Annotated in this window: 30 protein-coding genes and 1 pseudogene; 18 read left to right on the forward strand and 13 right to left on the reverse strand. The window is 61.5% G+C overall.

The window, feature by feature from the left end; translation table 11 throughout:
* The first annotated feature begins 158 nt into the window (after nucleotides 1–158).
* Nucleotides 159–683, forward strand: a complete 525-nt coding sequence (locus tag EY713_RS09215; RefSeq protein ID WP_131114533.1) for a Ros/MucR family transcriptional regulator — start codon at nucleotides 159–161, stop codon at nucleotides 681–683.
* Nucleotides 684–844: 161 nt separating this feature from the next.
* Here the strand turns inward: EY713_RS09215 and EY713_RS09220 are convergent, their stop codons facing one another.
* Nucleotides 845–997: a DUF1127 domain-containing protein gene (locus tag EY713_RS09220; protein WP_131114534.1), complete on the reverse strand. Its 153-nt coding sequence runs from the start codon at nucleotides 995–997 to the stop codon at nucleotides 845–847.
* A 404-nt stretch (nucleotides 998–1,401) separates the two neighbouring features.
* Between EY713_RS09220 and EY713_RS09225 the strand changes: the two genes are divergently transcribed.
* The 3 genes from EY713_RS09225 (at nucleotide 1,402) to EY713_RS09235 (ending at nucleotide 3,703) form a co-directional block, all read left to right on the forward strand.
* Entirely contained in the window at nucleotides 1,402–2,568 is a 1,167-nt protein-coding gene (locus EY713_RS09225) for a winged helix-turn-helix domain-containing protein (RefSeq protein WP_210215324.1), read from the forward strand.
* Between the two features lie 260 nt (nucleotides 2,569–2,828).
* Nucleotides 2,829–3,314, forward strand: a complete 486-nt coding sequence (locus tag EY713_RS09230; RefSeq protein WP_131114535.1) for a TerB family tellurite resistance protein — start codon at nucleotides 2,829–2,831, stop codon at nucleotides 3,312–3,314.
* Nucleotides 3,311–3,703, forward strand: coding sequence for a hypothetical protein (locus EY713_RS09235; protein WP_245572952.1), 393 nt, complete (start codon nucleotides 3,311–3,313; stop codon nucleotides 3,701–3,703). The genes EY713_RS09230 and EY713_RS09235 overlap by 4 nt, the downstream gene beginning before the upstream one ends.
* Before the next feature lie 15 nt (nucleotides 3,704–3,718).
* Here the strand turns inward: EY713_RS09235 and EY713_RS09240 are convergent, their stop codons facing one another.
* The gene (locus EY713_RS09240; RefSeq protein ID WP_131114536.1) at nucleotides 3,719–4,666 is read right to left on the reverse strand and encodes a glycoside hydrolase family 26 protein; all 948 of its coding nucleotides are present in this window, start codon (nucleotides 4,664–4,666) and stop codon (nucleotides 3,719–3,721) included.
* A gap of 209 nt (nucleotides 4,667–4,875) precedes the next feature.
* On the opposite strand from EY713_RS09240, the gene EY713_RS09245 reads away from it, so the two are divergent.
* From EY713_RS09245 to EY713_RS09260, 4 genes are all read left to right on the forward strand, one after another.
* Nucleotides 4,876–5,970: a sulfate ABC transporter substrate-binding protein gene (locus tag EY713_RS09245; protein WP_131114537.1), complete on the forward strand. Its 1,095-nt coding sequence runs from the start codon at nucleotides 4,876–4,878 to the stop codon at nucleotides 5,968–5,970.
* Nucleotides 5,971–6,103: 133 nt separating this feature from the next.
* On the forward strand, nucleotides 6,104–7,003 hold the full coding sequence (locus EY713_RS09250; protein WP_131114538.1) for an ABC transporter permease: 900 nt from the start codon (nucleotides 6,104–6,106) through the stop codon (nucleotides 7,001–7,003).
* 20 nt (nucleotides 7,004–7,023) lie between these two features.
* Nucleotides 7,024–8,067: a sulfate ABC transporter permease gene (locus EY713_RS09255; protein ID WP_131114539.1), complete on the forward strand. Its 1,044-nt coding sequence runs from the start codon at nucleotides 7,024–7,026 to the stop codon at nucleotides 8,065–8,067.
* Complete coding sequence (locus EY713_RS09260; protein WP_131114540.1) at nucleotides 8,064–9,125, forward strand: sulfate/molybdate ABC transporter ATP-binding protein; 1,062 nt, start codon at nucleotides 8,064–8,066, stop codon at nucleotides 9,123–9,125. Before EY713_RS09255 ends, EY713_RS09260 begins: the two co-directional genes overlap by 4 nt.
* Nucleotides 9,126–9,138: 13 nt before the next feature.
* Here EY713_RS09260 and EY713_RS09265 read toward each other — a convergent pair whose 3' ends face one another.
* The 4 genes from EY713_RS09265 to EY713_RS09280 are packed head-to-tail and all read right to left on the reverse strand — an operon-like array spanning nucleotide 9,139 to nucleotide 13,153.
* On the reverse strand, nucleotides 9,139–10,137 hold the full coding sequence (locus tag EY713_RS09265) for an ABC transporter substrate-binding protein (protein WP_131114541.1): 999 nt from the start codon (nucleotides 10,135–10,137) through the stop codon (nucleotides 9,139–9,141).
* A gap of 28 nt (nucleotides 10,138–10,165) precedes the next feature.
* Entirely contained in the window at nucleotides 10,166–11,359 is a 1,194-nt protein-coding gene (locus tag EY713_RS09270) for an ABC transporter permease (RefSeq protein WP_245572953.1), read from the reverse strand.
* Nucleotides 11,356–12,276 carry an ABC transporter permease gene (locus EY713_RS09275; RefSeq protein WP_165491082.1) on the reverse strand — a complete coding sequence of 307 codons (921 nt, stop codon included), beginning with the start codon at nucleotides 12,274–12,276 and terminating at the stop codon, nucleotides 11,356–11,358. The genes EY713_RS09270 and EY713_RS09275 overlap by 4 nt, the downstream gene beginning before the upstream one ends.
* Entirely contained in the window at nucleotides 12,266–13,153 is an 888-nt protein-coding gene (locus EY713_RS09280; RefSeq protein ID WP_131119501.1) for an ABC transporter ATP-binding protein, read from the reverse strand. Before EY713_RS09280 ends, EY713_RS09275 begins: the two co-directional genes overlap by 11 nt.
* A gap of 285 nt (nucleotides 13,154–13,438) precedes the next feature.
* On the opposite strand from EY713_RS09280, the gene EY713_RS09285 reads away from it, so the two are divergent.
* Nucleotides 13,439–13,840 carry a MerR family transcriptional regulator gene (locus EY713_RS09285; protein WP_131114542.1) on the forward strand — a complete coding sequence of 134 codons (402 nt, stop codon included), beginning with the start codon at nucleotides 13,439–13,441 and terminating at the stop codon, nucleotides 13,838–13,840.
* Between the two features lie 61 nt (nucleotides 13,841–13,901).
* Here EY713_RS09285 and EY713_RS09290 read toward each other — a convergent pair whose 3' ends face one another.
* Nucleotides 13,902–14,180, reverse strand: a complete 279-nt coding sequence (locus EY713_RS09290) for a DUF1153 domain-containing protein (protein WP_131114543.1) — start codon at nucleotides 14,178–14,180, stop codon at nucleotides 13,902–13,904.
* 287 nt (nucleotides 14,181–14,467) lie between these two features.
* Here EY713_RS09290 and EY713_RS09295 point away from each other — a divergent pair.
* Nucleotides 14,468–15,217 (forward strand): annotated as a pseudogene (locus EY713_RS09295) (SDR family oxidoreductase).
* A 58-nt stretch (nucleotides 15,218–15,275) separates the two neighbouring features.
* On the opposite strand, the gene EY713_RS09300 reads toward EY713_RS09295, so the two are convergent.
* Together EY713_RS09300 and EY713_RS09305 are read right to left on the reverse strand one after the other, a co-directional pair.
* Nucleotides 15,276–15,959, reverse strand: coding sequence for a helix-turn-helix transcriptional regulator (locus EY713_RS09300; protein ID WP_131114544.1), 684 nt, complete (start codon nucleotides 15,957–15,959; stop codon nucleotides 15,276–15,278).
* Complete coding sequence (locus EY713_RS09305) at nucleotides 15,956–16,657, reverse strand: hypothetical protein (protein ID WP_131114545.1); 702 nt, start codon at nucleotides 16,655–16,657, stop codon at nucleotides 15,956–15,958. The genes EY713_RS09300 and EY713_RS09305 overlap by 4 nt, the downstream gene beginning before the upstream one ends.
* A 478-nt stretch (nucleotides 16,658–17,135) precedes the next feature.
* On the opposite strand from EY713_RS09305, the gene EY713_RS09310 reads away from it, so the two are divergent.
* The 5 genes from EY713_RS09310 (at nucleotide 17,136) to EY713_RS09325 (ending at nucleotide 20,374) form a co-directional block, all read left to right on the forward strand.
* Nucleotides 17,136–17,939 (forward strand): hypothetical protein, encoded by an 804-nt coding sequence (locus EY713_RS09310; protein WP_131114546.1) that lies wholly within the window; start codon nucleotides 17,136–17,138, stop codon nucleotides 17,937–17,939.
* Nucleotides 17,940–18,010: 71 nt separating this feature from the next.
* Nucleotides 18,011–18,331, forward strand: coding sequence for a curli-like amyloid fiber formation chaperone CsgH (csgH, locus tag EY713_RS23560; protein WP_425374353.1), 321 nt, complete (start codon nucleotides 18,011–18,013; stop codon nucleotides 18,329–18,331).
* Nucleotides 18,328–18,870, forward strand: a complete 543-nt coding sequence (locus EY713_RS09315) for a hypothetical protein (protein ID WP_131114547.1) — start codon at nucleotides 18,328–18,330, stop codon at nucleotides 18,868–18,870. The genes csgH and EY713_RS09315 overlap by 4 nt, the downstream gene beginning before the upstream one ends.
* Before the next feature lie 113 nt (nucleotides 18,871–18,983).
* Complete coding sequence (locus EY713_RS09320) at nucleotides 18,984–19,436, forward strand: curli assembly protein CsgF (protein WP_245572955.1); 453 nt, start codon at nucleotides 18,984–18,986, stop codon at nucleotides 19,434–19,436.
* A gap of 35 nt (nucleotides 19,437–19,471) precedes the next feature.
* Nucleotides 19,472–20,374 carry a CsgG/HfaB family protein gene (locus tag EY713_RS09325; RefSeq protein ID WP_131114549.1) on the forward strand — a complete coding sequence of 301 codons (903 nt, stop codon included), beginning with the start codon at nucleotides 19,472–19,474 and terminating at the stop codon, nucleotides 20,372–20,374.
* Nucleotides 20,375–20,429: 55 nt separating this feature from the next.
* Here EY713_RS09325 and EY713_RS09330 read toward each other — a convergent pair whose 3' ends face one another.
* Complete coding sequence (locus EY713_RS09330) at nucleotides 20,430–20,693, reverse strand: hypothetical protein (RefSeq protein WP_131114550.1); 264 nt, start codon at nucleotides 20,691–20,693, stop codon at nucleotides 20,430–20,432.
* A 217-nt stretch (nucleotides 20,694–20,910) separates the two neighbouring features.
* Here EY713_RS09330 and EY713_RS09335 point away from each other — a divergent pair, with 217 nt between their 5' ends.
* On the forward strand, nucleotides 20,911–21,279 hold the full coding sequence (locus EY713_RS09335; RefSeq protein WP_131114551.1) for a hypothetical protein: 369 nt from the start codon (nucleotides 20,911–20,913) through the stop codon (nucleotides 21,277–21,279).
* Nucleotides 21,280–21,294: 15 nt separating this feature from the next.
* On the opposite strand, the gene EY713_RS09340 is transcribed toward EY713_RS09335, so the two are convergent.
* Together EY713_RS09340 and EY713_RS09345 are read right to left on the reverse strand one after the other, a co-directional pair.
* Entirely contained in the window at nucleotides 21,295–21,759 is a 465-nt protein-coding gene (locus tag EY713_RS09340) for a DUF4126 family protein (protein ID WP_131114552.1), read from the reverse strand.
* 45 nt (nucleotides 21,760–21,804) lie between these two features.
* Nucleotides 21,805–22,377: a DNA-3-methyladenine glycosylase I gene (locus tag EY713_RS09345; RefSeq protein WP_131114553.1), complete on the reverse strand. Its 573-nt coding sequence runs from the start codon at nucleotides 22,375–22,377 to the stop codon at nucleotides 21,805–21,807.
* A gap of 124 nt (nucleotides 22,378–22,501) precedes the next feature.
* On the opposite strand from EY713_RS09345, the gene EY713_RS09350 reads away from it, so the two are divergent.
* The gene (locus tag EY713_RS09350; RefSeq protein ID WP_131114554.1) at nucleotides 22,502–23,530 is read left to right on the forward strand and encodes an alpha/beta fold hydrolase; all 1,029 of its coding nucleotides are present in this window, start codon (nucleotides 22,502–22,504) and stop codon (nucleotides 23,528–23,530) included.
* Between the two features lie 6 nt (nucleotides 23,531–23,536).
* Here the strand turns inward: EY713_RS09350 and EY713_RS09355 are convergent, their stop codons facing one another.
* Nucleotides 23,537–23,887: a hypothetical protein gene (locus EY713_RS09355; RefSeq protein ID WP_131114555.1), complete on the reverse strand. Its 351-nt coding sequence runs from the start codon at nucleotides 23,885–23,887 to the stop codon at nucleotides 23,537–23,539.
* A 147-nt stretch (nucleotides 23,888–24,034) separates the two neighbouring features.
* On the opposite strand from EY713_RS09355, the gene EY713_RS09360 reads away from it, so the two are divergent.
* Nucleotides 24,035–24,637 carry an outer membrane protein gene (locus EY713_RS09360; RefSeq protein WP_131114556.1) on the forward strand — a complete coding sequence of 201 codons (603 nt, stop codon included), beginning with the start codon at nucleotides 24,035–24,037 and terminating at the stop codon, nucleotides 24,635–24,637.
* Nucleotides 24,638–24,671: the final 34 nt, after the last annotated feature.

Raw genomic sequence — 24,671 nt, forward strand, 5'->3', positions numbered from 1 at the left:
GATGCCGCTGTCGATTTTCGTTCGCATCATCCAGTCATCGCTGTTCTTGCGACGTGTCGCACCCAAGCCACGCGCCTCGTAAGATGCCGATTACTTTCTGTTATCTTGCAATTTGATGCGTCATCCAATAGAGGCTGTCTGCAAGCAAGGAGAAATCATTGGCCAACCTCGATCGACACCAAGTCCTTGAATGGACCGCAGATATCGTTGCCGCTTTTGTGAGCAACAATGCAGTCCACGCGGGAGATGTTTCCGATATCATCACCACGGTTTATGCGTCGCTGACTGCGATTGCGTCGCCGAAGCAGCCGAAAGAGCCTGTGCAGGATTTGGTACCTGCTGTCTCCATCAAAAAATCGGTAACGAACGACTATCTGATCTGTCTCGAAGATGGAAAAAGCTTCAAATCGTTGAAGCGTCATCTACAGAGCGCTTACGGCCTCACGCCGGATCAATATCGCGCCAAGTGGGGCTTGCCGCGCGATTACCCCATGGTTGCGCCGGCCTATGCGGCCGCACGGTCGTTGCTCGCGAAGGAAAGCGGTCTCGGCGTTCCGCGCAACGGCGAGACGGTTGCTGCCGCTCTCGAAACGATCCAGGCGCCGGCAAACGACGCGATGTCGACCGAAAACCGTGACGGTCGTGTCGAGAAGCGTCGGGGACGGCCGAAGAAAGCCGCCTGACCACGCCGTCAGCCACGATCATCGAGCCTCGTGCTTCGGTCGTGGCCTCCATAAGATCGACAACAGAAAGCCAGGTCGACGCGAGTCGCCTGGCTTTCTGTTTCATCGAATCGCTGCGGCGTCGCGCCCAAGGGCGTCGCCGCCGCGTGTCGGCATTCTGTTTAGATGCGAATGCCGGTCTTGACGGCTGCTTCGATTTCGCCGCGCGACAGACCGATGTCGTCCAGTTCGCGATCGGTCAGGCGATGCAATTCGGTGATCGCATCGCGGCTGCTGCGCCAGTTCTTGAAGGAAACGTAGAGGGCCTTGATCATGGTTCTTACTCGTCTTGCCGGACCTCGGTCTAAACCGTCTGGTCCGATTGTTCTGACCCTATGTAAGCCTCATTGGTGCGGCGCAACACAGACGAGTTCTCACACCAGTTATGATGATTTAGCATGACGTTTTTCATATATTTTCAACATTATGGCACTTCATACAGCGTAAAGAGCAATAATTAGGCACTAATTTTAACTGCATGCTTTTTAGGCGAGCATGTTTTCCAGGCCAAAATGCTGCAAACGCATGACAGAGCGAGCTCCGATCATCGTCGACAGCGCGGATGTCACCTGATCGCGCGCACTGGAGTCCGGCCGCTCTTCGTTCAAAAGAGAGAATCATGGGAGTGTGAAGGATGCGGCCGACGGAAACCGCTTCATCACGGTCCGGTCGATCGCTCATGCCGCGCACACCAATGACGCCCATCGCCCTCGATCAGTCGCTCGCGCGCCGCATATGGCTTCACGCGCAGAGGCTTGATGGTCCCGCTCCGTTCGGCTCGGGCGCTGCAGCGACTCAGGCCGCGATCGACCATCTCGGTTATGTGCAGATCGATACCATTCACGTCATCGAGCGGTGCCATCACCACATTCTGTGGAGCCGGATCCCGGATTACCGGCGCGGGCACCTGCATCGAGCGCAGACGATCGAAAAAACATCATTCGAATATTGGACCCATGCCCTGTCCTATGTGCCGACAGCAGACATGCGGTTTTTCGTGCCGGCGATGAGGCAGCACAAGCGGGACCCGAAAACCTGGTTTGAAACGGTCAGCCGGGAGGACATGCGGAAGGTTCTGACCTTGATCCAAACCGGCGGCCCCCTGACGATCCGCGATATCGAGGATGATGTCCTGGTCGAGAAGGATCATGCCTGGGCAAGCCGAAAACCGTCCAAGCGGGCGCTTCAGATGGCCTTCTACGCCGGCGATCTGACGATCAGCGAACGGGTCGGCATGCTGAAAACCTATGATCTGACACCGCGTCATTTTGGCTGGGATGCCTTGCCGAAGCCCGCCACAGAGCGTCAGATCGCGGCTTATCTGCTCGACCGCGCGCTTCGGTCGCAAGGGCTCGTCAGCCTCGAGTCGATCTGCCACCTCGATGCCAAGCGCAAACCAGAGATTGCTGCCCTGATCGCGGCGCGAGTCAAACGGCGCACGCTGGTGCCGGTTGTGATCGAGGGCGAGGGCAAAACCCAGCATTGGGCCGAACCAGCCGCGCTCGAGCCGCCTCGTCCGGATCGAGACCTCACCCACATCCTCTCGCCCTTCGACCCGCTGATCATCCAGCGCAAACGACTGAAGCTGTTCTTCGGCTACGATCACCGCTTCGAGGCTTATGTGCCGAAGCAGAAACGCATCTTCGGCTATTTTGCTCTGCCGGTTCTGGTCGGGGACGAGGTCGTGGCCGTGATCGATCTCAAAACCGACCGGGAGCAGCGAGCTTTGTTGATCCAGCAATGGACGTGGGTCGGCCTGGGCTCGCCGCAACGCCACAAGGCGCTTGTCGAGGACGCTCTGGGGCGATTCGAGACTTTCCAGTTTCGTCCGGCCGTCCTCGACTGAGATGCCCGACAAGGGTCACGCCGCCGCCGCAAGATCGCTGGGACGAGACCATGATTCGGACAAGAAACGCTGCGACATTCTGACTGTTGATCCGGGCCCCTCTGGCGTATGTCGAAGTTTCGACTGCGCGATGTCGGATCAGACTGCGCGAAACCCGCAATCGGGTTTGCCAATCTGCATCGGGTCTGGCGACATCTTTCCCATGACTTGACCAGATTGGTTCTTTAGCGCGGAAACTCGTGCTTCCATGGAGGACTTGTTTGTCAGAGATCTTGAACAAAGCAGGCAATGGCCGCGATCATCAATCGGTCGCAGCGGAAGCGGCCCTGTCGCGGGCCGCCGATCTGATGGAGGCGCTCGTCGCCGCCTACGCGCTGATGGCGCATGCCGACGGTGAAGTTGCTGCCGCCGAACGGCAAAGGATGTTTTCGATCCTGCGAGGCAACCCGGCGATGTCGATCTTGTCGCGCCACGATATCGCCGACGAGGCCGCTGTCCACGAAGCGAATTTCAGGCTCGATCCGGAAGTCGCCCAGCAGATCGCCCGCGAAAAACTGATGGCTGTCGCCAATCGCCGCGACGCCGTCAGCACGATCATAGCGGCCTGTCGCGAGATCATTCCGGCTGACGGCGTGGCCCACCCGGCCGAGTATCGTCAACTCGCCGAAATCAAGTCCATGTTGGGGCGCCCCGACGAGGCCCGGCTCGGACGGTCCTGGCACGATGGCGGAGCCGATGACCGTTGACCGCTAACGATCTCGACCGGGGCCACGCGGTGGCCCCGGTTTCTGCGTCCCCCGTCGGCTTTCAGTCGGAGGTTGATCCGGACCGCAGCCCTGCAACGGATTTGTCGGCCGCCTGGGACGACCGGGTCAGCCGCTCGCTCACGCTGCTGCCGGATCGTGTCAGGCGAGGCGTCGAATGGCTCCGTGTGCCGTCGCGGCGCTGGCTGCGTTTGGTCGCTGGATGTTTGTTCATCCTCGGCGGGTGTCTGTCGATCCTGCCGGTTCTCGGGCTCTGGATGCTGCCCCTTGGCTTCGCGCTTCTTGGAGAGGATTTCCCGCCCTTGAAGCCGCGCCTTGAGCGCGTTGCGCTGTGGTTCGAGCGGCAGTGGAGCCGGATGCGATCGCGCTAAAATGTGGGCTGGCGCTCAGGGCAGGGCGTAGAGGCGCATGAACAGGGCTTGCGACCGCGGGAATGTGCCGTCGTCGATTTGGCTCGGCCAGGCGCCGCCGGCGATGTCGAAATAGATCGCGAAGGCGATGTGGGCTTGGTTCTGGCGGAACCAGTCCGTCATGTGCTGCACGAAAGAGGGGTTATCGCCGGCCTGCCCGACGCCCCATTCGGCATAGCTCATGTCCTTGCCGTGTCGTTGCGCGAAATCGCGTTGCCAGGTCAAACCGAACGGGGCCTCCAGCACGCTTGCGGTCCAGCGTGCCTCGGGACTTTTGTGGTCGGCGTAATCATAGACGTCGAGCCCGATCGTATCGACCACGTCATCGCCTGGATAGGCCAGGTCGGCCGCCATATCTTGCGCCCCCCAACTCGGACACCAATCGAAGCGAAAGCGGGGCGAGACGGCGCGAAATAACGCGACCACATGGCGGAAGGCCGCCACATAGGCTTGCGGATCCGGCCCGGCAAACCACGCGGTCTGCTTGTCGTTCATCTCCCAGCCGAAGCGGATCACGGCGCTGGGTTGTGCCGCAGCGATCGCCATGGCGGCTTGCCGGAATTCGGGATCGTGGAGCCCCGCTGCGACATCGGAAAGCGGCGTTCCCTTCATGGTCAACGGCACTGACCACACCATCCGGCGGGTCGGATTGGCGGCTTTCCAGAGGGCCGGCAAGAAGGCCGTCTCGCCGAAGCTGTCCCAGGTGGATTTGCCGAAATAGTCGAGCGCCGGCACCGATGAAAGTGGCCGATTGAGCCGCGCTTCCCACAGCGCCATATTGCTTTCGCGACCCTCTGGTCCCCAGGCCACGAAAGCCCCCGCGAGTTTCCCGGGGAGGGGTATCTCGGCTCTCGCAATCGAAACGTCGAGCGCGAACCAGACCAGCGCGACCGCGATCGTGACTAAGCCATCGGTTCGTCTCATCGGAGGAGGCTTTCCAGCGTGGTGATGCGGCATGCGTTTCGTAAGTCGTCTCGGCTCGATATTGAATTGCGCGGCGGCTGTCGAGGATGGTCGTCGATCGACTTGCAGCCCCGCATCGCATCCTCCACACACAAAGTTGACAAGCTTTATAGACTGATCGCAAGTGAGGAACGATCGATATGCCATCGCTGGTCGCCAAGGAGATTTCGATGCTGACGAGACGCCGCCTTATCGCTGGAGCGGGTGCGATTGTTGCGAGCGCTCACGTCGGCGTTCCGGCCTGGGCCGCGCAGGACGTCAAGTTGCTCAACGTCTCCTATGACCCGACCCGCGAACTCTATAGCGTCATCAACGAGGCTTTCGCGGCTGACTATAAAGCCAAGACCGGCACGGTGGTGACGATCGAGCAATCGCATGGCGGCTCGAGCAAACAGGCGCGCTCGGTGATCGACGGCCTTAAGGCCGATGTCGTGACGCTCGCGCTCGATTGGGACGTGACGGCCATGGAGCGGGCCGGGCTCATCAAGCCGGGCTGGCGCGACCGGCTGCCCGACAATGCCTCTCCCTACACGTCGACCGTTGCGTTTTTGGTCCGCAAGGGCAATCCGAAGGGCATCAAGGATTGGAGTGACCTGACCAAGAGCGACGCGCAGGTCGTGACCGCCAACCCGAAAACAAGCGGTGGCGGACGGTGGGCCTTTTTGGCGCTGTGGGGCGCTGTCGCCAAGGCCAAGACGCATGACCTGTCGACCGTGGCCGGCAACGACGAGGCGAAAGCCGCAGCCAAGGCCGCGACGGCCTTCCCGGTGCTCGATGATGCCACGGCCCGCACCGTCATCACGACTTTCTACAACAGCCACGTTCCGGTGCTCGACACAGGCGCGCGCGGCTCGACCGTCAGCTTTGCCCAAAAGCAGATCGGCGACGTGCTGGTCAATTGGGAGAACGAGCTTTGGCTGGCGCTGGAGGAGTTCGGCGCCGACAAGTTCGAGATCGTCTATCCCTCGGTCAGCATCTTGGGCGAAGCGCCGGTCGCGGTCGTCGATGCCGTGGTGGATGCAAAAGGAACCCGTGCGGCCGCCGAAGCCTACCTGCAATATCTCTACACCAAGGACGCGCAGGACACGATCGGCCAGCTTCATTACCGCCCGCGCGACATCGAAGCTCTCGCGCGCTACAGCAAGGATCTGCCGCCCATCAAACTCTTCACGATCGACGAGACCTTCGGCGGCTGGACCAAGGCGCATGCGACTTTCTTCGCCGATGGCGGGGTGTTCGATGCTCTCTACAAGCCGCTGAAGTAAGGTCGGGCAGCCCAATGACAGCGCTTGACGGCTTGTCCGCGGTTCGCAAGAACCGATCGTGGTCGAGCCAAGGCTTATGCGTGACGACAAGGCCAATAAGGATCGGTAGACCCCTCCGCTGTGAGCGGCGCGCATGAGCGCGACGCCGCGCGTCATCCCGGGCTTTTCGCTCACTCTCGGTTACACGCTCTTTTATCTGTCGCTGCTGGTGCTGATCCCGCTCGGGGCGTTGGTGTTCAAGACCACGCAACTGACATGGGCGGAATTCTGGGGAACGGTCAGCGATCCAGTGGTGGTCGCGTCATACCGCCTGACGTTCGGCGCATCGGCCATCGCGGCGCTCGTCAATGCCGTGTTCGGTTTGATGGTGGCCTGGGTGCTGGTTCGCTACAGCTTTCCCGGTCGGCGCATCTTCGATGCCTTAATCGATTTTCCTTTCGCGTTGCCAACCGCCGTTGCCGGTCTCACGTTCAGCAACCTCTATCTGAAGACCGGCTGGATCGGCGGTCTCGGCGACAATATCGTGGGCGCGCTGAACCGGCTCGGCAGCTTCGTCGGGCGGCCCGATTTGCTGCCGGCGGACGCGCTATCGGGGCTCGACTTCGCCTATACCAACACCAATGTCGGCGTCGTGCTGGTGCTGATTTTCGTCGGCCTGCCGTTTGTGGTCCGCACCGTGCAGCCGGTGCTGCAGGAGTGGGACACCGAATATGAACTTGCGGCCCGCAGCCTCGGGGCGAGCCCGTTCACGATCTTTCGGCGCGTCATCTTTCCGGAGATCTTCCCGGCTTGGCTCAGCGGATCCTCGCTGGCCTTCGCGCGCGCCGTTGGCGAATATGGCTCGGTGATCTTCATCGCCGGTAACATTCCGGGCAAGTCGCAGATCGCCCCGTTGCAGATCGTGACGAAGCTCGATGACTTTCATTACGCGCAGGCGACCGCGATCGGCGTCGTTCTGCTCGGGGCGTCGCTGATGATCCTGCTGGTCGTCAACGGCTTCGAGGCCTGGGTGCGCCGACGGAGGATCGCTTGATGGTGCGAGGATTGGTCTAGATGGCAGCCGCACCGGTGCTTGGGGGTGCTCTGGCGGGTCCGGTCAAAACCGGCATCGAGGAACCGCGCATCGTCCGCGTCACGCTGATCGCCCTTTCGATCGCGTTCCTGACGCTCTTCATCGTGCTGCCGGTCGCCAATGTGTTCACCCAGGCGTTCAGCAAGGGCGTCGACGCCTATGTGCAGACGTTCGGCACGGAGAGCGGCGGCCCCCCGCCGAAGACGATCCTCGACAAGCGCCGCGCGGCGATGAAACGCGCGCAGGTCGAAAAGACCTGGGGCGCCATCAGGATGTCGGTCGGCATCGCGGTCGTCGTGGTCCCGCTCAACATCGTATTTGGCCTGATGGCGGCCTGGTGCGTCACCAAATTTCGCTTTCGCGGCCGCGCGTTATTGGTGGCGCTGATCGATCTCCCGTTCTCGGTCTCGCCGGTCATCGCCGGTCTCGTCTTCGTGCTGCTGCTCGGGCGGAGCGGGCTGTTCGGCGCCTGGGCGACGGGTTTCACCTGGCCCGACCCCACCTCGCTGACGTGGCAGGGCTTTGCCGGACACGTCTGGCCCCTCACGTTTTCGCGCAGCTATGAGGGCGTCATTTTTACGCCGCTCGCCATCGCGCTCGCGTCGATCTTCGTGACGTTCCCCTTCGTGGCCCGAGCGGTCATCCCGCTGATGCAGACGCAAGGCTCCGACGAGGAATTGGCCGCCCTCTCGCTCGGGGCGAGCGGTTGGCGCATCTTCCGAACCGTCACGTTACCCAATATCCGCTGGGCTTTGCTCTATGGGATCATCCTGTGCACCGCGCGGGCCTTCGGTGAGTTCGGCGCCGTCTCGGTCGTGTCGGGCAACGTCGATTCCAACGACACGATGCCGCTTCGCATCGAGAAGCTGTGGAACGAATATGATAATCAGGCCGCCTTTACGGTGGCGTCGCTGCTGGCTTTGCTGGCGGTGGTGACGCTCGTGATCAAGACCGTCATCGACATCAAGGCGGCGCGCGGTCGCGCGGTGGTGCCGCTCGCCCAGCAGAACGAGACGATTCGATGAGCATCGAGGTCCGCGGGATCACCAAGACCTTTGGGTCGACGCAGGTTTTGAAAAACGTCGACCTGTCGATCAAGTCAGGCGAACTGGTGGCGTTGCTCGGGCCGAGCGGTTCGGGCAAGACCACCTTGCTGCGCGTCATCGCCGGCATGGAGGCGGCCGACCCCGGCAGCGGCGCGATCCTGTTCGACGGGCAGGATATTTCGGCCAAAGGCATCGGCGACCGGCGGATCGGCTTTGTGTTCCAGCACTATGCTTTGTTCAAGAACATGACCGTGTTCGAGAATATCGCCTTCGGGTTGCGCTCGAAGCCCTGGCGCGCGCGCCCCACCAACGCCGCCATTGCGGCCAAGGTCGAGGAACTGCTGGGCCTCATCCAGTTGCAGTCGCTGGCGGGCCGGTACCCGGCGCAATTGTCGGGCGGCCAGCGCCAGCGTGTCGCTTTGGCGCGTGCCCTCGCGGTCGAACCCCGCGTGCTGCTGCTGGATGAACCGTTTGGCGCGCTCGATGCCACAGTGCGGCGGGAGCTTCGTCGCTGGCTGCGGCGCTTGCACGAGACCATCCATGTGACCACGATCTTCGTGACGCATGATCAGGAAGAGGCGCTGGAGGTGTCCGATCGGGTCGCCGTCATGCGGTCGGGGCGGATCGAGCAATTCGCGACCCCGCAGGAGGTCTATGACAATCCCGCGAGCCTCTTCGTCTTTCAGTTTCTCGGAGCCTACAACCTGTTCGGCGCGCGGCGCGACACCGATGCGGCGTCGGATGTGGTCGCCACCAAGCCTCTGTCAGACGGGGGCGTAAAGCCCGGAATGACGCTGGTGCGCCCGCATGATGTGGTCATCGCCCGCACCGATCTCGGTGGCGGCTTTCCGGCCACCATCCGGCATATCGGCGTTGCGGGGCCGACGATCCGGGTCGAACTGCATCGCGTCGATACGGGCGACACGATCGACGCGGAACTGACGGCCGAGCAGAGCCGCCAGTTGCGCCTCGCGGCGGGCGAGACGGTGTTCGTCACGTCCCGCCACGAACATTCGTTCGAGGATTACTCGATCTAGGTTTTGGCGCCCCTTAGGGCTTCGTTGCGGCGTCATAGATCTTGTGGGTCCAGGCGCCTTTAGGCTCGGTGGTCAGCACTTTATTGTCCAATAGGATCTGGACGGTGCGCTTGTAATCGGCGGGGTCGAGATAGCCGACCCCCTTCGAGCCTTCCAGCAGCGGCACGATCTCTTGCACCATGGTGGTCTGGTGCTCTTTGGTTTGCGCGCCAGTTGTATCGTTCTTCAGGATGATTGCGACCGTTTCATCCTGATGGGCCGCCACATATTCCCAGCCTTTGATCGAGGCCTTGACGAACCGGGCGAGCGCGTCGGCTTTCGTCGGATCCTTCAGTTCCGCCTCGGTCGTGTAGAGGCCATCCTCGAGCATGCCGATGCCCTGATCCTGCCACTTGAACGTCACGAGGTCGGCCTTCTTGAGCTGCCCGGACTCGAGGATCTGATGATATTCATTATAGACCATCGTGGCGATGCAATCGGCCTGCTTCTGGAGCAGCGGGTCGACGTTGAAGCCCTGCTTCAGCAAGGTCACGTCTGGCGAGGCGCCCTCGTATGTGTAGCCGAGCTTGTTCATCCAGGTCAGGAACGGGTATTCGTTGCCGCCGAACCAGACCCCGATAGTCTTGCCCTTGAAATCGGCCGGCGTCTTGATGCCGGTATCCGCGCGGCAGGTCGTCATCTGAGCCGATTTCTCGAAGATCTGGGCGATGTTGACGAGCGGCTCGCCCTTCTCGCGAGCCGCCAGGGCCGCCGGCATCCAATCCACGATGACGTCCGCGCCGCCCGCCGCGATCACCTGTTCGGGCGCGATGTCGGGGCCGCCCGGCTTGATCGTCACGTCCAGCCCGGCATCCTTGTAGAAGCCCTTGTCTTGCGCGACGTAGTAGCCGGCGAATTGGCCCTGCGTGACCCATTTCAATTGCAGCGTGAGCTTGTCGGCCGCATGGGCCTCCCCCGCCAACCCGAGAACCGCGGCGGCTGCGGCCAGATATGATGTTCGCTTGAACGACATGCGCGGTCTTCCCTGCAGGTTGTGGCCCTTATCGTCCTCGATAGGACGGGTGCCAGGAGGTGACGGCTCGCTCGAGAAGAGACAAGCCGCCGTAAAGTGCTGAACCGGTCACGGCCGCTACGAGAATGGTGGCCCATACCATCCCGAGATTCATGCGCGCCACCTCGGTCGAGATGCGAAACCCCATGCCAGCAATTGGCGTGCCGAAGAATTCCGCCACGATGGCGCTGATCAGCGCGAAGGTCGAGTTGATCTTCAGTGCATTGAAGATGAACGGTAGCGCGTTGGGAAGCCTGACCATCAGCAACGTGCGCCAGTAACCCGCCGCGTAGGAGCGCATGAGATCGAGCTGGAGCCGCTCTGTCGTGGCCAGCCCGGCCAGCGTGTTGGTCAGCATCGGGAAGAGCGTCGTGACGACGACGACCGCGGCTTTCGACTCCCATCCGAAGCCGAACCACATGATCATGATCGGCGCGATGCCAACCATCGGTACGGCGCTGACGAGATTGCCATAGGGCAATAGCCCGCGCCCGAGCGCCGGGAAGCGGTCGCAGAGGATCGCGATCGCGAGGCCGGCCGAGCAGCCGATCAGGTAGCCGCGTAACGCCGAGCGCAGCACCGTCTGGGTAAAATCGCCGGCCAGGATCGCGCCATTGCCGAACGCCGTCACGGCGACGAGGCTGGGCGGTGGGAGCAGGATCAGCGGCACGCCGAAGCCGCGCACCACCACTTCCCATAAATAAAGTATCAGGATACCGAAGACGGCCGGCACGACGAGGCTGCGGCCCCAGCCCGGATCTTCGCTGAGGCGCGTCAGCACGCGCCAAACGAGCAGGATCACGGCCGCTACCATCAGCCAAGCCCCCACGCCGAGCGCGAGCCCGAAGGCAAGCAGCCAGAACGGGAGCGCGGCACCAGCCAGAATGGCCGGCGTCAGCATCAAGGCTTCTAAGCGTGGCCGCCGACTGCGCTTGCGAACAACGAGGTCGCAGACGAGACACGTGGTCAGAACGAGCGCCGCCACCGCGAGCGCAGGGTGTAGCGACCCCCACGAGAGCGCCGTCCAGGTGGTCTGGCCGACGGCATCGAGCGGATCGGCATCGGGGTCGACCGGAGGCGCGACGCCGCGCCAAGCCACGGGCCAGAACAAGGCCGCGATGGCCACGACACAGGCGGCGGCGGGCAGTGGGGCAAGGCCGGGGCGCCGCGACCAAAGCGTCATCGCAATTGCCCCGTGCGGCCAAGCAGCAGCCGTTCGATCGCCGCGATCGTGTAGACAAGCGCGAGGCTGAGCACCGCCGCCGCGACCAGCGCGCCCCAGATCTGCAGCGTCTGGCCGTAATAGGAGCCGGTCAGCAGCCGCGCGCCGAGCCCTGCCGTCCCGCCGGTCGGCAATTCGGCCACGATGGCCCCGATGGTCGAGACCGCAACCCCGATTTTCAGGCCGGTGAACAGCATCGGCAGCGAACTCGGCAGTTTCAGTTTCCAGAAGAGCTGCTGGCCGCTGGCATGATAGGTTTTCAATAATTCGGCCACGAGCGGGTCGCTGGAGCGAAGGCCCTTGACCATGCCGATCGTCACCGGAAAAAACGACAGATAGGCGCAGATGATCGCCTTGGGCAGCAATCCGGTCAGCCCGATATTGCCCAGAATCACCACCGCCATGGGGGCAATCGCGAGAATCGGCACCGTCTGCGACGCCACCACCCACGGCATGACGCTGGCCTCGAGAACGCGGCTATGAACGATACCGATCGCCAGAATGGCGCCGAAGACCGAGCCGAGCACGAAGCCGCTGATGGCCGTCCCGGCCGTGACGCCGCAATGGTAGAGCAGGCTGTGCGGATCCGTCGGCGCGTAGAACAACACCGTCCTGACCAGTTCCCCGACGATCTGATCCGGCGTGGGCAGCAGCGGGCGGCTCGCCGTGAAAGCCTGGCGGACGAAATCGTCAAAGCTCCATGCCGCTCCGGTCTGGGCCAGTCGAGCGGTCGCTTGCGGCCCATTCAGCACGAGTGCCAGGCCGTACCAGACAATGAGGATAACGGCTCCGACGATCGCGACCGGCATGATGTGAGTGTTGTGCCCCGATCGAGGCAGCGGACGAGCGTCGATCCGGCTGAGCGCGCTAGTCGTCATAGCTATGGCCCGCCTTGAGTCCATGGCGGACACGGGCCGCGACCTCCGCGAAAGTCGGTGTGTCCCGCAGATCGAGCGTGCGCAAGCGAGGTAGAGGACTGTCGATCACATCGAGAATGCGGCCGGGTCGCGGGCTCATGACGACGATATGGGTCGACAGGAACACAGCTTCGGCGATCGAATGGGTGACGAAGACGCAGGTTTTGCCGGTCCGCTCCCATAATTGTGTCAGATTGAGGTTGAGTTGGTCACGCGTGATCTCGTCGAGGGCGCCGAACGGTTCATCCATGAGCAGTAAGTCCGGCGCAAAACCGAGGGCGCGGGCGATCGAAACGCGCTGCTGCATACCGCCGGATAATTGCCACGGAAATTTTCTCTCAAAGCCGGACAAGCCGACAAGGTCGAGTTCGGCCGCAACACGCCGCTCCCGTTCGGCCCGGTCAATCCCGATGATTTCGAGCGGCAAAGCGACGTTGCCGGCCACCGTTCTCCACGGCAGAAGGGCGGGTGCCTGGAACACGTAACCATAGTGCCGCGCTTCGCGGGCGCGCTGCGGATCGAGGCCATTGATGGTCAACGATCCCGATGTCGCACGTTCGAGGTCGGCGATGACGCGCAGCAAGGTCGTCTTTCCGCAGCCGGACGGGCCGATCAGCGACACGAACGCGCCACGCTCGATCGAGAGGTCGACGTTCGACAAAGCGTGAACCGGCCCGTCTGTCGCCGCGAACGTCACCGAGAGGTCGCGCGCGACCACGATTGGCTGATGACCGGGTGTCTGACGCTCGTGGCCGGTGCGTTGATCTCGACGATCCTCGACACGCGCCGCCGCGTCTGCTGCCGCAGACCCGACCGTGAGACCCAGACCCGCAGTCATCATTCCGTATCCCCGTCCACCATCGGGGTTTGACCGAATGGTCAGCTATCCTGCTGGCTGTCGCTGCGCCGATCAAGACATAAGATCGTCGTGAAAAGGGCTCTGTTTCGCGATTTAATCGCTCAAAGCATCTTCAAACAACTCGACAGTCGAAATGGATCTTTCGGACTAACTCGGACGTTGCCTGTGACTCTACGCCACAATGAATTTAAGCAGAAGATAAAATATGAATTTAGAAACAAATAATTAATATGGTTCGAGGATGCGTTCGAAATAGAGGCAGCGATGGCGTATGACCAGACGGAGACCGCTCGACTTAGTATCGCGGAGCTTGCGGCACAATACGATCTGACATTGCGAACTTTGCGATTTTACGAGAAACGAGGCTTGTTGCATCCAGAGCGCGTCGGAACACGTCGATACTTCGGACCAACTGAAATGAAGCGACTCGAATTCATTCTCAAGGTGCGTGATTGGGGCTTCACACTGACAGAAATCGGTGAGTTGCTTGGAAACGGCAAGACGAATTCGGATGGAACTCCAGTCGTGCCAACCGATTTAGTCGAAACTCAGATCTCTCGGCTCGAACGTCAACGCACGCAAATCGACCACGCGATCGAAACACTGCAGCGTGAGGCCGTGCACGCGACCGCTCCTGCCGAGCAATCCCACTCTAGCGCACCCTGACCGACGCATTTAACGAGGCGCGTCGTGGAAGGCCTGGTCGGCGACGACCTGATCGTGCTCGTCATGGGCGATCATATTTTTGCACGCGGGTCGCTCCAAGCGCTTTCAGACCATGCCGCTTCAGGGTCGTCTGCCAGCCTTGCAGTTCTTCCCCCGTCAGACGATATCGCGCCGCTGCTTCATGAAACGAGAGGACGCCGTCCTCGATGGCCGAAACCACCTCGGCCTTCCGGCGAGCGGTCCAACGACCGGAAACAGATTTCGGCAAATCGCTTGCGGTCACCGGGCGTCGCACGACAGGACGCGATCCCGGCAATCCGAATTTTGTATCCTGTGCCAAAGTCACCTCCGAGAACAACGCCAATATAAGTCGTTATGACGCAGAACTCCCCTAGAATCGAAGCCGATGTCCGGCCGTTGGGATCTGAGAAGCAACTTGGTGATCGCAACGTAAACAGCGACACTTCAATTCGATTAAAGTTGTTTGCTCCTTGCAGCGGTCGCAACGAGGTTTGACGCCGTTCAAGATCCGCGTGCCGATCCTCCGATTCGACCGCAAGAAACGGAGTGGCTGATCGCGGAAGCGCCCCTAGACATCGCCCCAGTGATTTCGAAGGGGGCTGGGTTGTGATGATACTCGAGGGCAAGGTCGCTATCGTAACGGGGGCATCGACAGGGATTGGGCACGCGATCGCCCGGATGTTCGCGGTGCAGGGGGCTGCCGTCGTGCTGGTCGCGCGACGGACATCCCGGCTCGATGACCTTGCCGACGCTATTCGCCGTGAGGGAGGCCGCGCTGCCGTCACGGCGGGTGATATTCGGCTCTCCGAAGTCCATGATGCAGCCGTGTCGACCGCGCTGCGCGAGTTTGGCGGCCTCGATATCGCCATCAATAACGCCGGCACGGTCGGGTCGATTAAACCGCTCGCCGACATTGCGCCCGAAGAGTGGAACGACACGCTGAACACCAACCTGACGGCAGCCTATCTCGGAGCGCGCAGCCAAATCCCTGCCATGCTCGAGCGTGGGGGCGGCTCTATCGTGTTCACATCGAGCTTCGTCGGGACCAGCGTCGGATTGCCCGGTATGGCAGCCTAAGGTGCGTCGAAAGCCGGCCTGATGGGGTTGGTGAAGGGGATCACGGCTGACTATGCCGCGCACCGCATCCGCGCCAACGCCCTGTTACCGGGTGGCGTGGATACGGAGATGGCTGGCGATCAAAGCCAAAAGGACTGGGCCGCCGGGCTGCACGCCATGAAACGCATCGCGCAGCCGGACGAGATCGCCTCTGCGGCGCTGTTCCTCGCCAGTTCACTGGCGAGCTTCGTCACAGGGTCAGCCTTGTGGGCTGACGGCGGCAATGCGGCGGTGAAGTAACGAATGAGATGGATGTCGCTCCGTCTCAACCAGAACGGAACGCAGCAAATCCCCTTCGTCAACAGATGCTCGCGAGGTCGGTGACCCGGACCGTGGCGCCCCGCTCCGTGGCGACCTGCTCCGGCCCGCTCCGAAACACCGGGCGTTGCGCCGGTAAGCGCGACATCAAGGCCACGAGCTCGGCTTGGCGCTTCGTGCTGGTTTTGAGGAAGACGGCGCGCAATTGCGCCCGCAGCGTCGCGATGCTGGTTTGCCGAAGCTTCGCGATCTCCTTCAAGCTGCGGCCGGAGTAGAGATTGCGAGAGAGCTCGATCTCGCTCTTGGTCAGGCCGAACGCGCCGCTCAGCATCGGCACGGAGACATCGCTGGTTTCGTCGGGGTCGATCAACAGCGCGAGAGCCGCAAAGCGTGTGCCGCGTGGCGTCGCATAGTCTTCAACCGACAGGACATGAACGATCAGCGGACGTCCCTTGGCTCGTGCCAAGGCACTCGGGCCACAGGGCTGCCCGCGGTCTGCCGCCGCCACGGCTTCGGCCACGAGGGCCTTCAATTGGGCTGTCTCGGATCGCCCTGGCACGAGAGCGACCCCGAACAGCTTACGGCATAAGGCGGCCGCCTTACTGTTCAGACGGAGGATCTCGCCGTCGCCGCCGATTTGTAGGCTCGCGAATCCGAGCAGACCGAAGGCCGCCATCGTGTCGGTCACGTCGCTTTCCGACAAGGGGCCGAGCAAGTCCGTCACGGTCGCACCCGCGGCATTTGCTGCTGGATTTCAATCGGGCTCGGCTCGCCAACAGCCGGGGGCAACCTCTTGGCGGGTTGCTGCTGTACGAAACGCTGTGTCGGCAATTGTGAGCCGTGAGTTCCGGGCATGGGCGCGGTTTGTTGCTGGGCCATGATCTGTGGCACCGGCTGAACATGAACCGGCAGAGGCAGGATCGTCGCAACCACCACCGACGTCTTTTGTGCCGCCAGACGGCCTGGACGCAGGTTGAGGAACATCACTTTCCTGGTTTCGACGTTGTAGGCGCATTCGTAGCTCATCCGAATCCAGTCGCGATCCGGTGTCTGAAAACGAATGACGTCACCTCGGTAGCGAACCGTGAAGTCGCGTCCTTCCGGCGGCTCGGCCTGCTGGAAGATGCCGGGCACCGGGCGGTTCAGCCAATCGAAATCGGTCGGGGATTGCGCCTCGATCAAAGGCGCGCAGAGTTGCGCCGCATGATCGGTGTTGAGCCTGACGCAGGCGGCGTCGCAGCCGGAAGCAGGTGCGGTCGCGGGCCGTGTGTCGGTTTGAGCAGGCGGCGCGATCGGGGCGGTCGCGTCCATGGCCCCGACGGGACCCGCGAAAGCAACGAACGTTGCTGCGAGGGCGACAAAGCCCGCCAAAAGGATAGCCGTGCGGAATGATATCCAGAGGCTATCGATTGTCGATGCCATGTCGCTCCCCTCCCTACTGCCGTGATCTGAACGTCAACAATGCAGCGTGTATGTCGTACCGCGCGGCAACGACAGCGTGCAATATTATTTAGGCATTTTGACCAGTATTTAAGCAATAATTAAATTTATTAAGGTCGAAGCACGCCCATTTTTCTCAATGGCGACGTAGAAGTTTCTTTCGATTCGGCCCCTACGATCACGATCACAAAGATCACGGCGCTTTGTCAAAGACGATTCAGGATGAGGAACGCATCGGCACAGCCGCCGTGTTGTTTTAGTCACGACTATAAAAAAGAGAGGCGACGCTCACGCCGGACTCGTCGCGTTTTTGCAGTGCAGATGGCCATTTAAAAAAATTATTAATTACATCTTACTCTATATGGATGATTGCGTGCAGATTTGATTAAATCAATAGCTCACAGCCGAAGCCATGGTGCCAATCCGATGATTGCTGCCGAAATGGTCTTTTTGGGAGCTGATGATGCGCAAGATTCTTCTGGTTTCGACGGCCCTCTCGGCCATGCTGATCGCGGGCTCCGCCATGGCCAGCAATGCCGTGGTGGATCTGACTCAGTCAGGCGTCGATGGAAATGTCTCCATCGATCAGACCGAAAATGCGTATTATGGCACCTCGGCGATCAGCAACTCGGCCACGGTCACCCAGCATTCGGGCTCGACCAGCGCCGATATCACGGTCATCCAGAATGGTGATTTCGCCAATAGTGTCGTCTCGGATCAATATGGCTATCGGTCACAAGCGGCCATTTATCAGGGCAGCAACGGATATGCCGGCGATGACTCGGTCAACTCGACCCAGCGTGAGCGAGCACAACTGACGGTTCACCAGGGCGCTGATGGTACCACATCGTCAAACAGTTCGGTTTTCAATGATCAGACCGGCCGAGTAGTTGCTAATATTACTCAAGGTAACGGAAACAATAACACAGTTCAAAGCACGCAATCTAATGCGGCTTATTTGTATAATAACTTCAACTCGACGCAGAGCGGCAGCAATAATCTTATCAATAGCGCCCAATATGGCGGTCTTTTTGGCGGAGACAACTTTTCTGCAGCGCAAACTGGCAATAACAACACGATCCATAATCTGCAGAACGGAAATTATCTGACCGCTGTCGTGACGCAGATTGGCAATGGCAACGACGTCGACGGAACGCAGACTGGTTTCAATCAGACCATCACGGTCGCGCAGACGAGCAACAACAACAGCACCAGCTATAATCAGTCGAACCTGAACAACACCGCGCATGTGACGCAGCACTAAAGAGCGGTCGCGCTCCGAGCCGACCTGCTTGAAAGGGAAGGCTCGGCGCAACGTTTGGCCGGATCGCCTTCATGCAAGCAAGCGACGCAAAACCCGCTATCGTCTGTGCCGTCATCGACGAGACACGGGGTGCGTCGCTCGTCTTTCATGGCGAGATCGTAACCCGCAATGTGGCTTCTGGGCTCTACCGGTTATCGATCGTCAAGGGCGGACCGGCCGGCTCGAGCACCATCCGACAGGGCGGCGCGTTTACGAGCCGCTCGGAGCAAGCCGTAATGGTCGGTGGAGGCGCATTAAGCCTCGAGCCTGGATCGACTTATGCGATTAGCCTTGTGGTCGAAATGGGAGGTCGATCTATCGATTGCGCTCCAGCTTCGGGGAAACAGCCATGATGCGGATTCGAATGAGGCGAGCCTTGGTCGGCATCGGAGCCGCACTAGCGGTTGGTGCGGTGGTGACGCCTGAAGTTGCGCGCGCGCAAAGCGCGAATTTGGTGAACGGATCGAGCCCTTATACTGACGTATCGGATTATCTGCTGGTGCAGCATCAGGCGATTCCAACCAATGCGACCGGCACTGCCAATCCTTATGCGGTCGACCGGAGCCTTGGCAGCGCGACCCTGACGAGCGGGAGCAATGTGGCGTCGGTAACACAACGCGGCACTCAAAATGCTGCCAGCATCGCGCAAAATGGGTTTGGCAATAACAGCACCACGATCCAGCTCGGCAACGATAATCTCTCATCGCTCACGTCCATCGGGGATGGCAATCGTCTCTCCAGCACGCAGATCGGCTCGGCCGATGTGGCGACGATCGCGGTGCAGGGACAGGGCAATGCGATTGTGGCCACGCAGATTGGGTCGGGCCTCAGCTACGGGCTGCGGCAGGTCGGTGATGCCAAGACCGTGACGGTTGTTCAGGCACGCCGATGACACCGCCCAGACGCATCGAGGACCAAGCCGCTCGACAACTTCAGATTGCTTAAAGTCGTGAAATACTGCTCTGTCGGATTTGCAAAATGCGGCCCAAAGAAGGACGTTTGCCTGTGACGCTCAACCCGGCTCATCGCTGCTCCGCGCTCGCCGTTGCGGCTGCCCTCGCGGTCCTCTGCGCCTCTCCGGCAAAGGCCGGTAGCATCGTCTACACGCCGACCAACCCGCAATTCGGGGGCAGCCCGCTAAACGGCAATACGCTGCTGTCGGTCGCGCAGGCGCAAAACCTTCCGCAACTTGCCGCATCGAAGAAGGCCAGCCTCGCCAATACCTCCGGCACCACGCAGACCGCTGGACAGATCTTCGCGCAGCAATTGACCAGCCAACTCTATAGTTCGCTTGCCAATCAGATTACCTCGGCGATCTTCGGCGAAAACGCGCAGCAGAACGGCACGTTCGCGTTCCAGGGCACGACCATCAACTTTAACCGGGTCGGCAGCAACGTGAACGTCTCGATCAACGATGGGACGACGATCACCAATGTCACGGTGCCGGCGGGACCATGAGTGTACGTCATGTTTCAGAGCCGCTTGGGGGATCGATGCGTCGCGTGACATGGGCCTTGTTGCCGCTGGTGCTTCTGCTGGGGGGCTGTCAGCCTGGCACACCCGAATTGTTCGAGCAGGCCCCGAAAGTAACGCCGGCGTCGGCCACGGGCGTGAACCTGGAACTGCTTGCGCCTCCGCGTGCCAAGATCGACATCGCGGTCTATTCCTTTCCCGACCTCACCGGCAAGAACGAACCGAACGACAATGTCGCGGTTTTCTCCCGTGCCGTGACTCAGGGCGGCCTCGGCTACCTCGTCGATAGTTTGCAGCGCGCCGGGAACGGCAAGTGGTTCACGGTCATCGATCGCGGCAATCTCAACGATCTTTTGCAGGAACGGCAGCTGATCCGACAGACCCGGATTGAATTCGACAAGGACGCGGCCAAGCCGCTGCCACCGATCCGCTTCGCCGGCCTGTTGCTGCAAGGCGGCATCATCGGCTTCGACTCCAACATCGTCACGGGGGGCGCAGGTGCGAATTTCCTCGGCATCGGGGCCAACGGTCAATATCGGCAAGATGTGGTGACGGTGGCGCTCCGGGTCGTCTCGGTTCAGTCGGGCGAGGTGCTCAACAGCGTCACGACCTCAAAGACGATCTATTCGGTCGCACTGACGGCCAACACCTATCGCTTCGTCGCGGTCGACAAGCTGCTGCAGGTCGAGGCGGGCGTGACGCGAAACGAACCGACCCAGATGGCGGTGCGGCAGGCCATCGATCTCGCGGTCTATGCCACCATCATGGAAGGCACCCGCAAACACGTCTGGGGCTTCGCCAACGAGGCCGCCGGCGCGAAGCTGATCGCCGACTATCTCGACCGGGATAAAGTCGAACCACTTTCGACCCTGAATTTGACGCCGGCCATTCCGGTGTCGACCTTGCAGGTGCCCAAGAGTTGATGATGCCCGACCGCTAACGGCTCCGGCTCCGGCGCGGGTCTTCGGGGTCGCGCCATCACGGCGCGATGGAAAGCGCCGGTGCCGTCCGGCCTGGATGCTCGCTATCGAGAAAGATCGGCGCATCGGCGGATTTCGGCGTCGATGAAAATTTCCCGCGCATCTTGCGGCCGCCCTGGTTGGTCAGGATACATTGCTGAAGCTTGGCGGGATCGGTCAGGGTCGTGCATTCGTTGATATTCTGCGGAAAAACTTCGCTCTGCGCGATCGAAACCGAGTAACGCGCCGACGATCCATAGATGAGTGTTGCACAAGCCGTCATGAGGATCATTCGTTTGATGGTCACGACCATGCCGTTGTTTCCTGAGACATACCGTTGCGGCAAGACTTGTTTGTGGGAGCTTATCCGGAAGTCCTCCCCAAGGATAGTCGGAAGATCCTGAGGGGGCATCGGGAGCGTGGCTTTGACAACAATAGGGTTGTTTGCGAGGGGGCAAGCGGGTCTATTCTGTGGGCTGGTAACCGATGGAGAAGTCGTCATGTCGATGGGTCCCGTCTGGGGCGCATTTCTGATCGCCGTTGCGGCTGGCGCCACCCCGCCGGTCGCGACGCTGCGTGACCTTGGGCCGGTCTTGACCCACTGTTTCAAGGCACCCGATCGCTCGACGGGCTCGGAGGTCACGGTTTTGCTGAGCCTGACGCGCGATGGCGCGGTGCTGGGCAAGCCGAGGATCACCTTTTCAAAACTCGTCGGCGAGCCGGAGGACAAGCGCGCTTTCGTGGCGGCGGTGCTCGGATCCCTTTCCGCCTGCACACCCGTTTCCCTCGTCCCGAGCTTCGGTGGTGCGATCGCGGGTCGACCGCTGACGCTTCGGTTCATCGGGGGCGGACCCGCCAAAGCGATCTGACGAGACTGTTCTGGCTTAGCCGAGCGACGAGACGATCCAGAGCGCGCCGCCGACCGCGATCACATCCTCGAGGATGGCGGCAACATGGTCGTTGCCGAATGCGGATGCGAGGCGGCTTCGCGCCTCGGCGCCTGCGAGCGTTCCAACGATCGCGCCGAAGAGACCAGCGATCAGGCCGCCGACCAGATTGCCGAATGCACTGCCGATCGTGGCACCGCAAAACGCGCCGCTCACGATCCGAGAGCCGAACTGGAACGGAACCCTGCGGCTCGGCGTGTTCGGCAATTGATCGGCGACGAATTCGCCGAGCGCCAGAAGCGAGAAGACCCAAAGCGTGATCGGATGGGCCAGGAACGCGGCCCATGTGCCATCGACATGAAGCCAACCGAGATGAACGGCCCAGGTCACCGCAGCCGGCGCCGTCATGGTGCGGAGACCCGCGACCACGCCGATCAACAAGGCAAAAAGGAGAGTCGTCATGGCCGTACTCCGGTTAGAATTGGCGCAGAGCATGCCGCCTTGCGGTCACTTTGCAAGCGAGCCCTCGCCGCAACCTGCTTCGGACCTGAAGCAATCGGCCACATGGTCGTTGACGATGCCGGTCGCCTGCATCCAGGCATAGACGATCACGGGCCCGACGAATTTGAAGCCGCGCTTCTTCAAGGCCGCCGATACCGCCTCGGAGAGAGGCGTCTTGGTCGGGACATGACCCGCATGGGCGATCGGCGCGCCGCCTGCCATGCCCCAAACGAAGGTCGCGAAATCTTCGCCAGCAGCCTGCATGGCGAGATAAGCGCGTGCATTGCCGATCGTGGCCTCGATCTTGGATCGTGACCGGACGATCCCGGCATCTTGCAGCAAGCGCTCGACATCGACGCTGTCGAAGGCCGCGACCCGCTCTGGGTCAAACGCCGCGAAGGCCGCGCGGAAGGCGTCTCGCTTCCGCAGAATCGTCGACCAGGACAGCCCCGCCTGAAAGCCATCGAGCATCAGCTTTTCCCACAAGGCTCGACTATCGCGCTCAGGCACGCCCCATTCGGTATCGTGGTAGGCTTGCATCATCGGGTCGTGCCCGGCCCAGGCGCAGCGATGCGGCATCGTGATGGTGTCCTTCGTTGCGGCTCTGTCTGCCACACCGCATGCGTGCGAGCAAAGCAGGCATCCGCAACCGCACCGCAGACGGGACGTTGCCCCACAGACTGCCACCGAACAGGATCGGCTTATGACATCCACCCGTCTTTTAACGAGCCTGATGCTGGCCGCGAGTCTCCTGACCTGCGGTTTCGCGAGCGCCGACGATGCAGGCCCGGTCTACGGGCCGGAACTTCAGGGGTTCGATTATCCCTATCCGGTGCATAATTTCAACTTCGAGTCGCAACGGCGGTCGCTTCATATGGCCTACATGGATGTCGCGCCGACCGGCAAAGCCAATGGCGAGACGGCCGTGCTGCTGCATGGAAAGAACTTTTGCGGCGCCACCTGGGAGAACAGCATCGCGTTTCTCAGCCAGGCCGGCTATCGCGTCGTGGTTCCGGACCAGATCGGCTTCTGTAAAGCCAGCAAGCCGGAGGCTTACCAATTCTCGTTCCAGCAACTGGCGCGCAACACCCACGCCCTGCTCGAAAGCCTGAAGATCGATCGCATCACGGTGGTGGGCCATTCGACCGGCGGTATGCTCGGCATTCGCTACGGCCTGATGTACCCCAAAGACGTGACGCGGCTCGTGCTCGTCGATCCGATCGGGCTCGAGGATTGGAAGGCGCTCGGCGTTCCCTCGCTCAGCGTCGACCAGTGGAACGCGCGGGAGATGCAGAGCACGGCCGATCGCATCCGCGCCTATGAGCAAGCCACTTACTACGGCGGCACCTGGAAGCCGGCTTATGAGAAATGGGTGCAGATGCTGGCCGGCCTGTCTCGCGGCGAAGGCCGCGTCGCGGTCGCCTGGAACTCGGCCCTTCTCTACGACATGATCTACACGCAGCCGGTCGTCTACGAACTCGACAAGCTGACCATGCCAACGCTGCTGATGATCGGCGACAAGGATACGACGGCGATCGGCAAGGATGTGGCGCCGCCCGAGGTCAAAGCGAAGCTCGGGCATTATGAGGTGCTCGGCAAGCAGGCCGCCAAGGCCATTCCGCACGCGACGCTTGTGGAATTCCCGTTGCTCGGCCACGCGCCGCAGATGCAGGATCCGGACGCCTATCGCTCTGCATTGCTCGATTGGCTGGCGCGCACGCCCGCCCAGTAGGGTCTGTCACCGGCCGCAGCCGAAAGGCGGAAAGGTACTCGCTGTCCCGGCATTCATGGCCAGCACCACCATATCGTTGGCAAGCTTCAACTCTTCGGGCGAGCGCGGGCAAACGTTGTGCGGGCCGGTGCATCCGGAGGCCAGGAAGGCGTCGTGGCGGCTGAGGAAGTCCAGTCCGAGACCCTTGGTGCCGCCGCGCGCGATCGTCTGCGACCAGGCTGCCGTGTAGCGGATGCATTTCGTCCCGCTCCAACTCCGGGCCGGCTGGCTCTGTGTAGCCGCAGACGCAGGGCAGGGCATGATCGCAAGCAGCGCGAGGATCGAACCCGTGGCGATCGATTGGGAAAAGCGGATCATATCGGTCTCGCGTCGCGATGGCTTGGACCTTACACGGATCTCGGACGCCCCCGAAACGGCGTCTCGTCATCGAGGCATTGGAGCTCGGGCCGAAACATCTTATGATGCGTGCATCGGAGCATATCGCTTCTTGGCCCGGACCCATTCATGGCTCGTCTGATCTCGTCTTTGTTCGTTGCGGCCGGTCTCAGCGCGGGCGCTGTTTTGCCCGCCCTTGCGGTGGACGCGAGCACGGCGATGTTCCCCACGCTCCCGGCCCTGGCCCTCGACCCTGAGCCGACGCCATCGATCTGGCACGGACTGTCGGTCGGCACCGAATTGATCGTCGCTGGCGGCAAGCACCAGAAGGGGGCCGGCGTCGGCGGTGCCCTGACGGCGAGCTACGATCACGAATTTGCGAATCATATCGTGCTCGGCATCGACGGCTCGACCGGCTATTCGCCATCGTTGTTCGGCTCGAAGTACGTGCGCGGCTATGACTTTGCGGCAACCGACGTGAAGGTCGGTTACGACATGGGCCGTTTGATGCCTTATGTGACCACCGGAGTCGTGCTGGCGAAGCCGCGATTTGGGCCGGGCTTTGGCTATTCGGCATCCGATTCGATCAACAACGTGTTCAACGATACGTCGGATCTGCAATCGGCGGCGCGGGTCGGTGCAGGCGTTGAATATGCGCTGACCAATAATCTGACGGTCGGGGTCGGGGTCTCGGTGACGCGCAGTCATGGCGGTTTGATCTCACCGTTCTAACGTCGCGACGAGCGCCCCGCGGCGTGCCGGGTCG

The organism is Lichenihabitans psoromatis, from assembly GCF_004323635.1.
Lineage (GTDB): Bacteria > Pseudomonadota > Alphaproteobacteria > Rhizobiales > Beijerinckiaceae > Lichenihabitans > Lichenihabitans psoromatis.

Bases quoted from the DNA above. Each gene is read 5' to 3' on its own strand.
- EY713_RS09275 (WP_165491082.1), bottom strand. From the start codon at position 12,276: ATGACGACTAGCGCGCTCAGCCGGATCGACGCTCGTCCGCTGCCTCGA.
- EY713_RS09265 (WP_131114541.1), bottom strand. From the start codon at position 10,137: ATGTCGTTCAAGCGAACATCATATCTGGCCGCAGCCGCCGCGGTTCTC.
- EY713_RS09310 (WP_131114546.1), top strand. From the start codon at position 17,136: ATGATGCGCAAGATTCTTCTGGTTTCGACGGCCCTCTCGGCCATGCTG.
- EY713_RS09335 (WP_131114551.1), top strand. From the start codon at position 20,911: ATGTCGATGGGTCCCGTCTGGGGCGCATTTCTGATCGCCGTTGCGGCT.
- EY713_RS09220 (WP_131114534.1), bottom strand. From the start codon at position 997: ATGATCAAGGCCCTCTACGTTTCCTTCAAGAACTGGCGCAGCAGCCGC.
- EY713_RS09270 (WP_245572953.1), bottom strand. From the start codon at position 11,359: ATGACGCTTTGGTCGCGGCGCCCCGGCCTTGCCCCACTGCCCGCCGCC.
- EY713_RS09325 (WP_131114549.1), top strand. From the start codon at position 19,472: ATGCGTCGCGTGACATGGGCCTTGTTGCCGCTGGTGCTTCTGCTGGGG.
- csgH (WP_425374353.1), top strand. From the start codon at position 18,011: ATGCAAGCAAGCGACGCAAAACCCGCTATCGTCTGTGCCGTCATCGAC.
- EY713_RS09225 (WP_210215324.1), top strand. From the start codon at position 1,402: ATGCCGCGCACACCAATGACGCCCATCGCCCTCGATCAGTCGCTCGCG.
- EY713_RS09245 (WP_131114537.1), top strand. From the start codon at position 4,876: ATGCTGACGAGACGCCGCCTTATCGCTGGAGCGGGTGCGATTGTTGCG.
- EY713_RS09350 (WP_131114554.1), top strand. From the start codon at position 22,502: ATGACATCCACCCGTCTTTTAACGAGCCTGATGCTGGCCGCGAGTCTC.
- EY713_RS09240 (WP_131114536.1), bottom strand. From the start codon at position 4,666: ATGAGACGAACCGATGGCTTAGTCACGATCGCGGTCGCGCTGGTCTGG.
- EY713_RS09360 (WP_131114556.1), top strand. From the start codon at position 24,035: ATGGCTCGTCTGATCTCGTCTTTGTTCGTTGCGGCCGGTCTCAGCGCG.
- EY713_RS09305 (WP_131114545.1), bottom strand. From the start codon at position 16,657: ATGGCATCGACAATCGATAGCCTCTGGATATCATTCCGCACGGCTATC.
- EY713_RS09330 (WP_131114550.1), bottom strand. From the start codon at position 20,693: ATGACGGCTTGTGCAACACTCATCTATGGATCGTCGGCGCGTTACTCG.
- EY713_RS09345 (WP_131114553.1), bottom strand. From the start codon at position 22,377: ATGCCGCATCGCTGCGCCTGGGCCGGGCACGACCCGATGATGCAAGCC.
- EY713_RS09280 (WP_131119501.1), bottom strand. From the start codon at position 13,153: ATGACTGCGGGTCTGGGTCTCACGGTCGGGTCTGCGGCAGCAGACGCG.
- EY713_RS09255 (WP_131114539.1), top strand. From the start codon at position 7,024: ATGGCAGCCGCACCGGTGCTTGGGGGTGCTCTGGCGGGTCCGGTCAAA.
- EY713_RS09355 (WP_131114555.1), bottom strand. From the start codon at position 23,887: ATGATCCGCTTTTCCCAATCGATCGCCACGGGTTCGATCCTCGCGCTG.
- EY713_RS09340 (WP_131114552.1), bottom strand. From the start codon at position 21,759: ATGACGACTCTCCTTTTTGCCTTGTTGATCGGCGTGGTCGCGGGTCTC.
- EY713_RS09315 (WP_131114547.1), top strand. From the start codon at position 18,328: ATGATGCGGATTCGAATGAGGCGAGCCTTGGTCGGCATCGGAGCCGCA.
- EY713_RS09260 (WP_131114540.1), top strand. From the start codon at position 8,064: ATGAGCATCGAGGTCCGCGGGATCACCAAGACCTTTGGGTCGACGCAG.
- EY713_RS09285 (WP_131114542.1), top strand. From the start codon at position 13,439: ATGGCGTATGACCAGACGGAGACCGCTCGACTTAGTATCGCGGAGCTT.
- EY713_RS09250 (WP_131114538.1), top strand. From the start codon at position 6,104: ATGAGCGCGACGCCGCGCGTCATCCCGGGCTTTTCGCTCACTCTCGGT.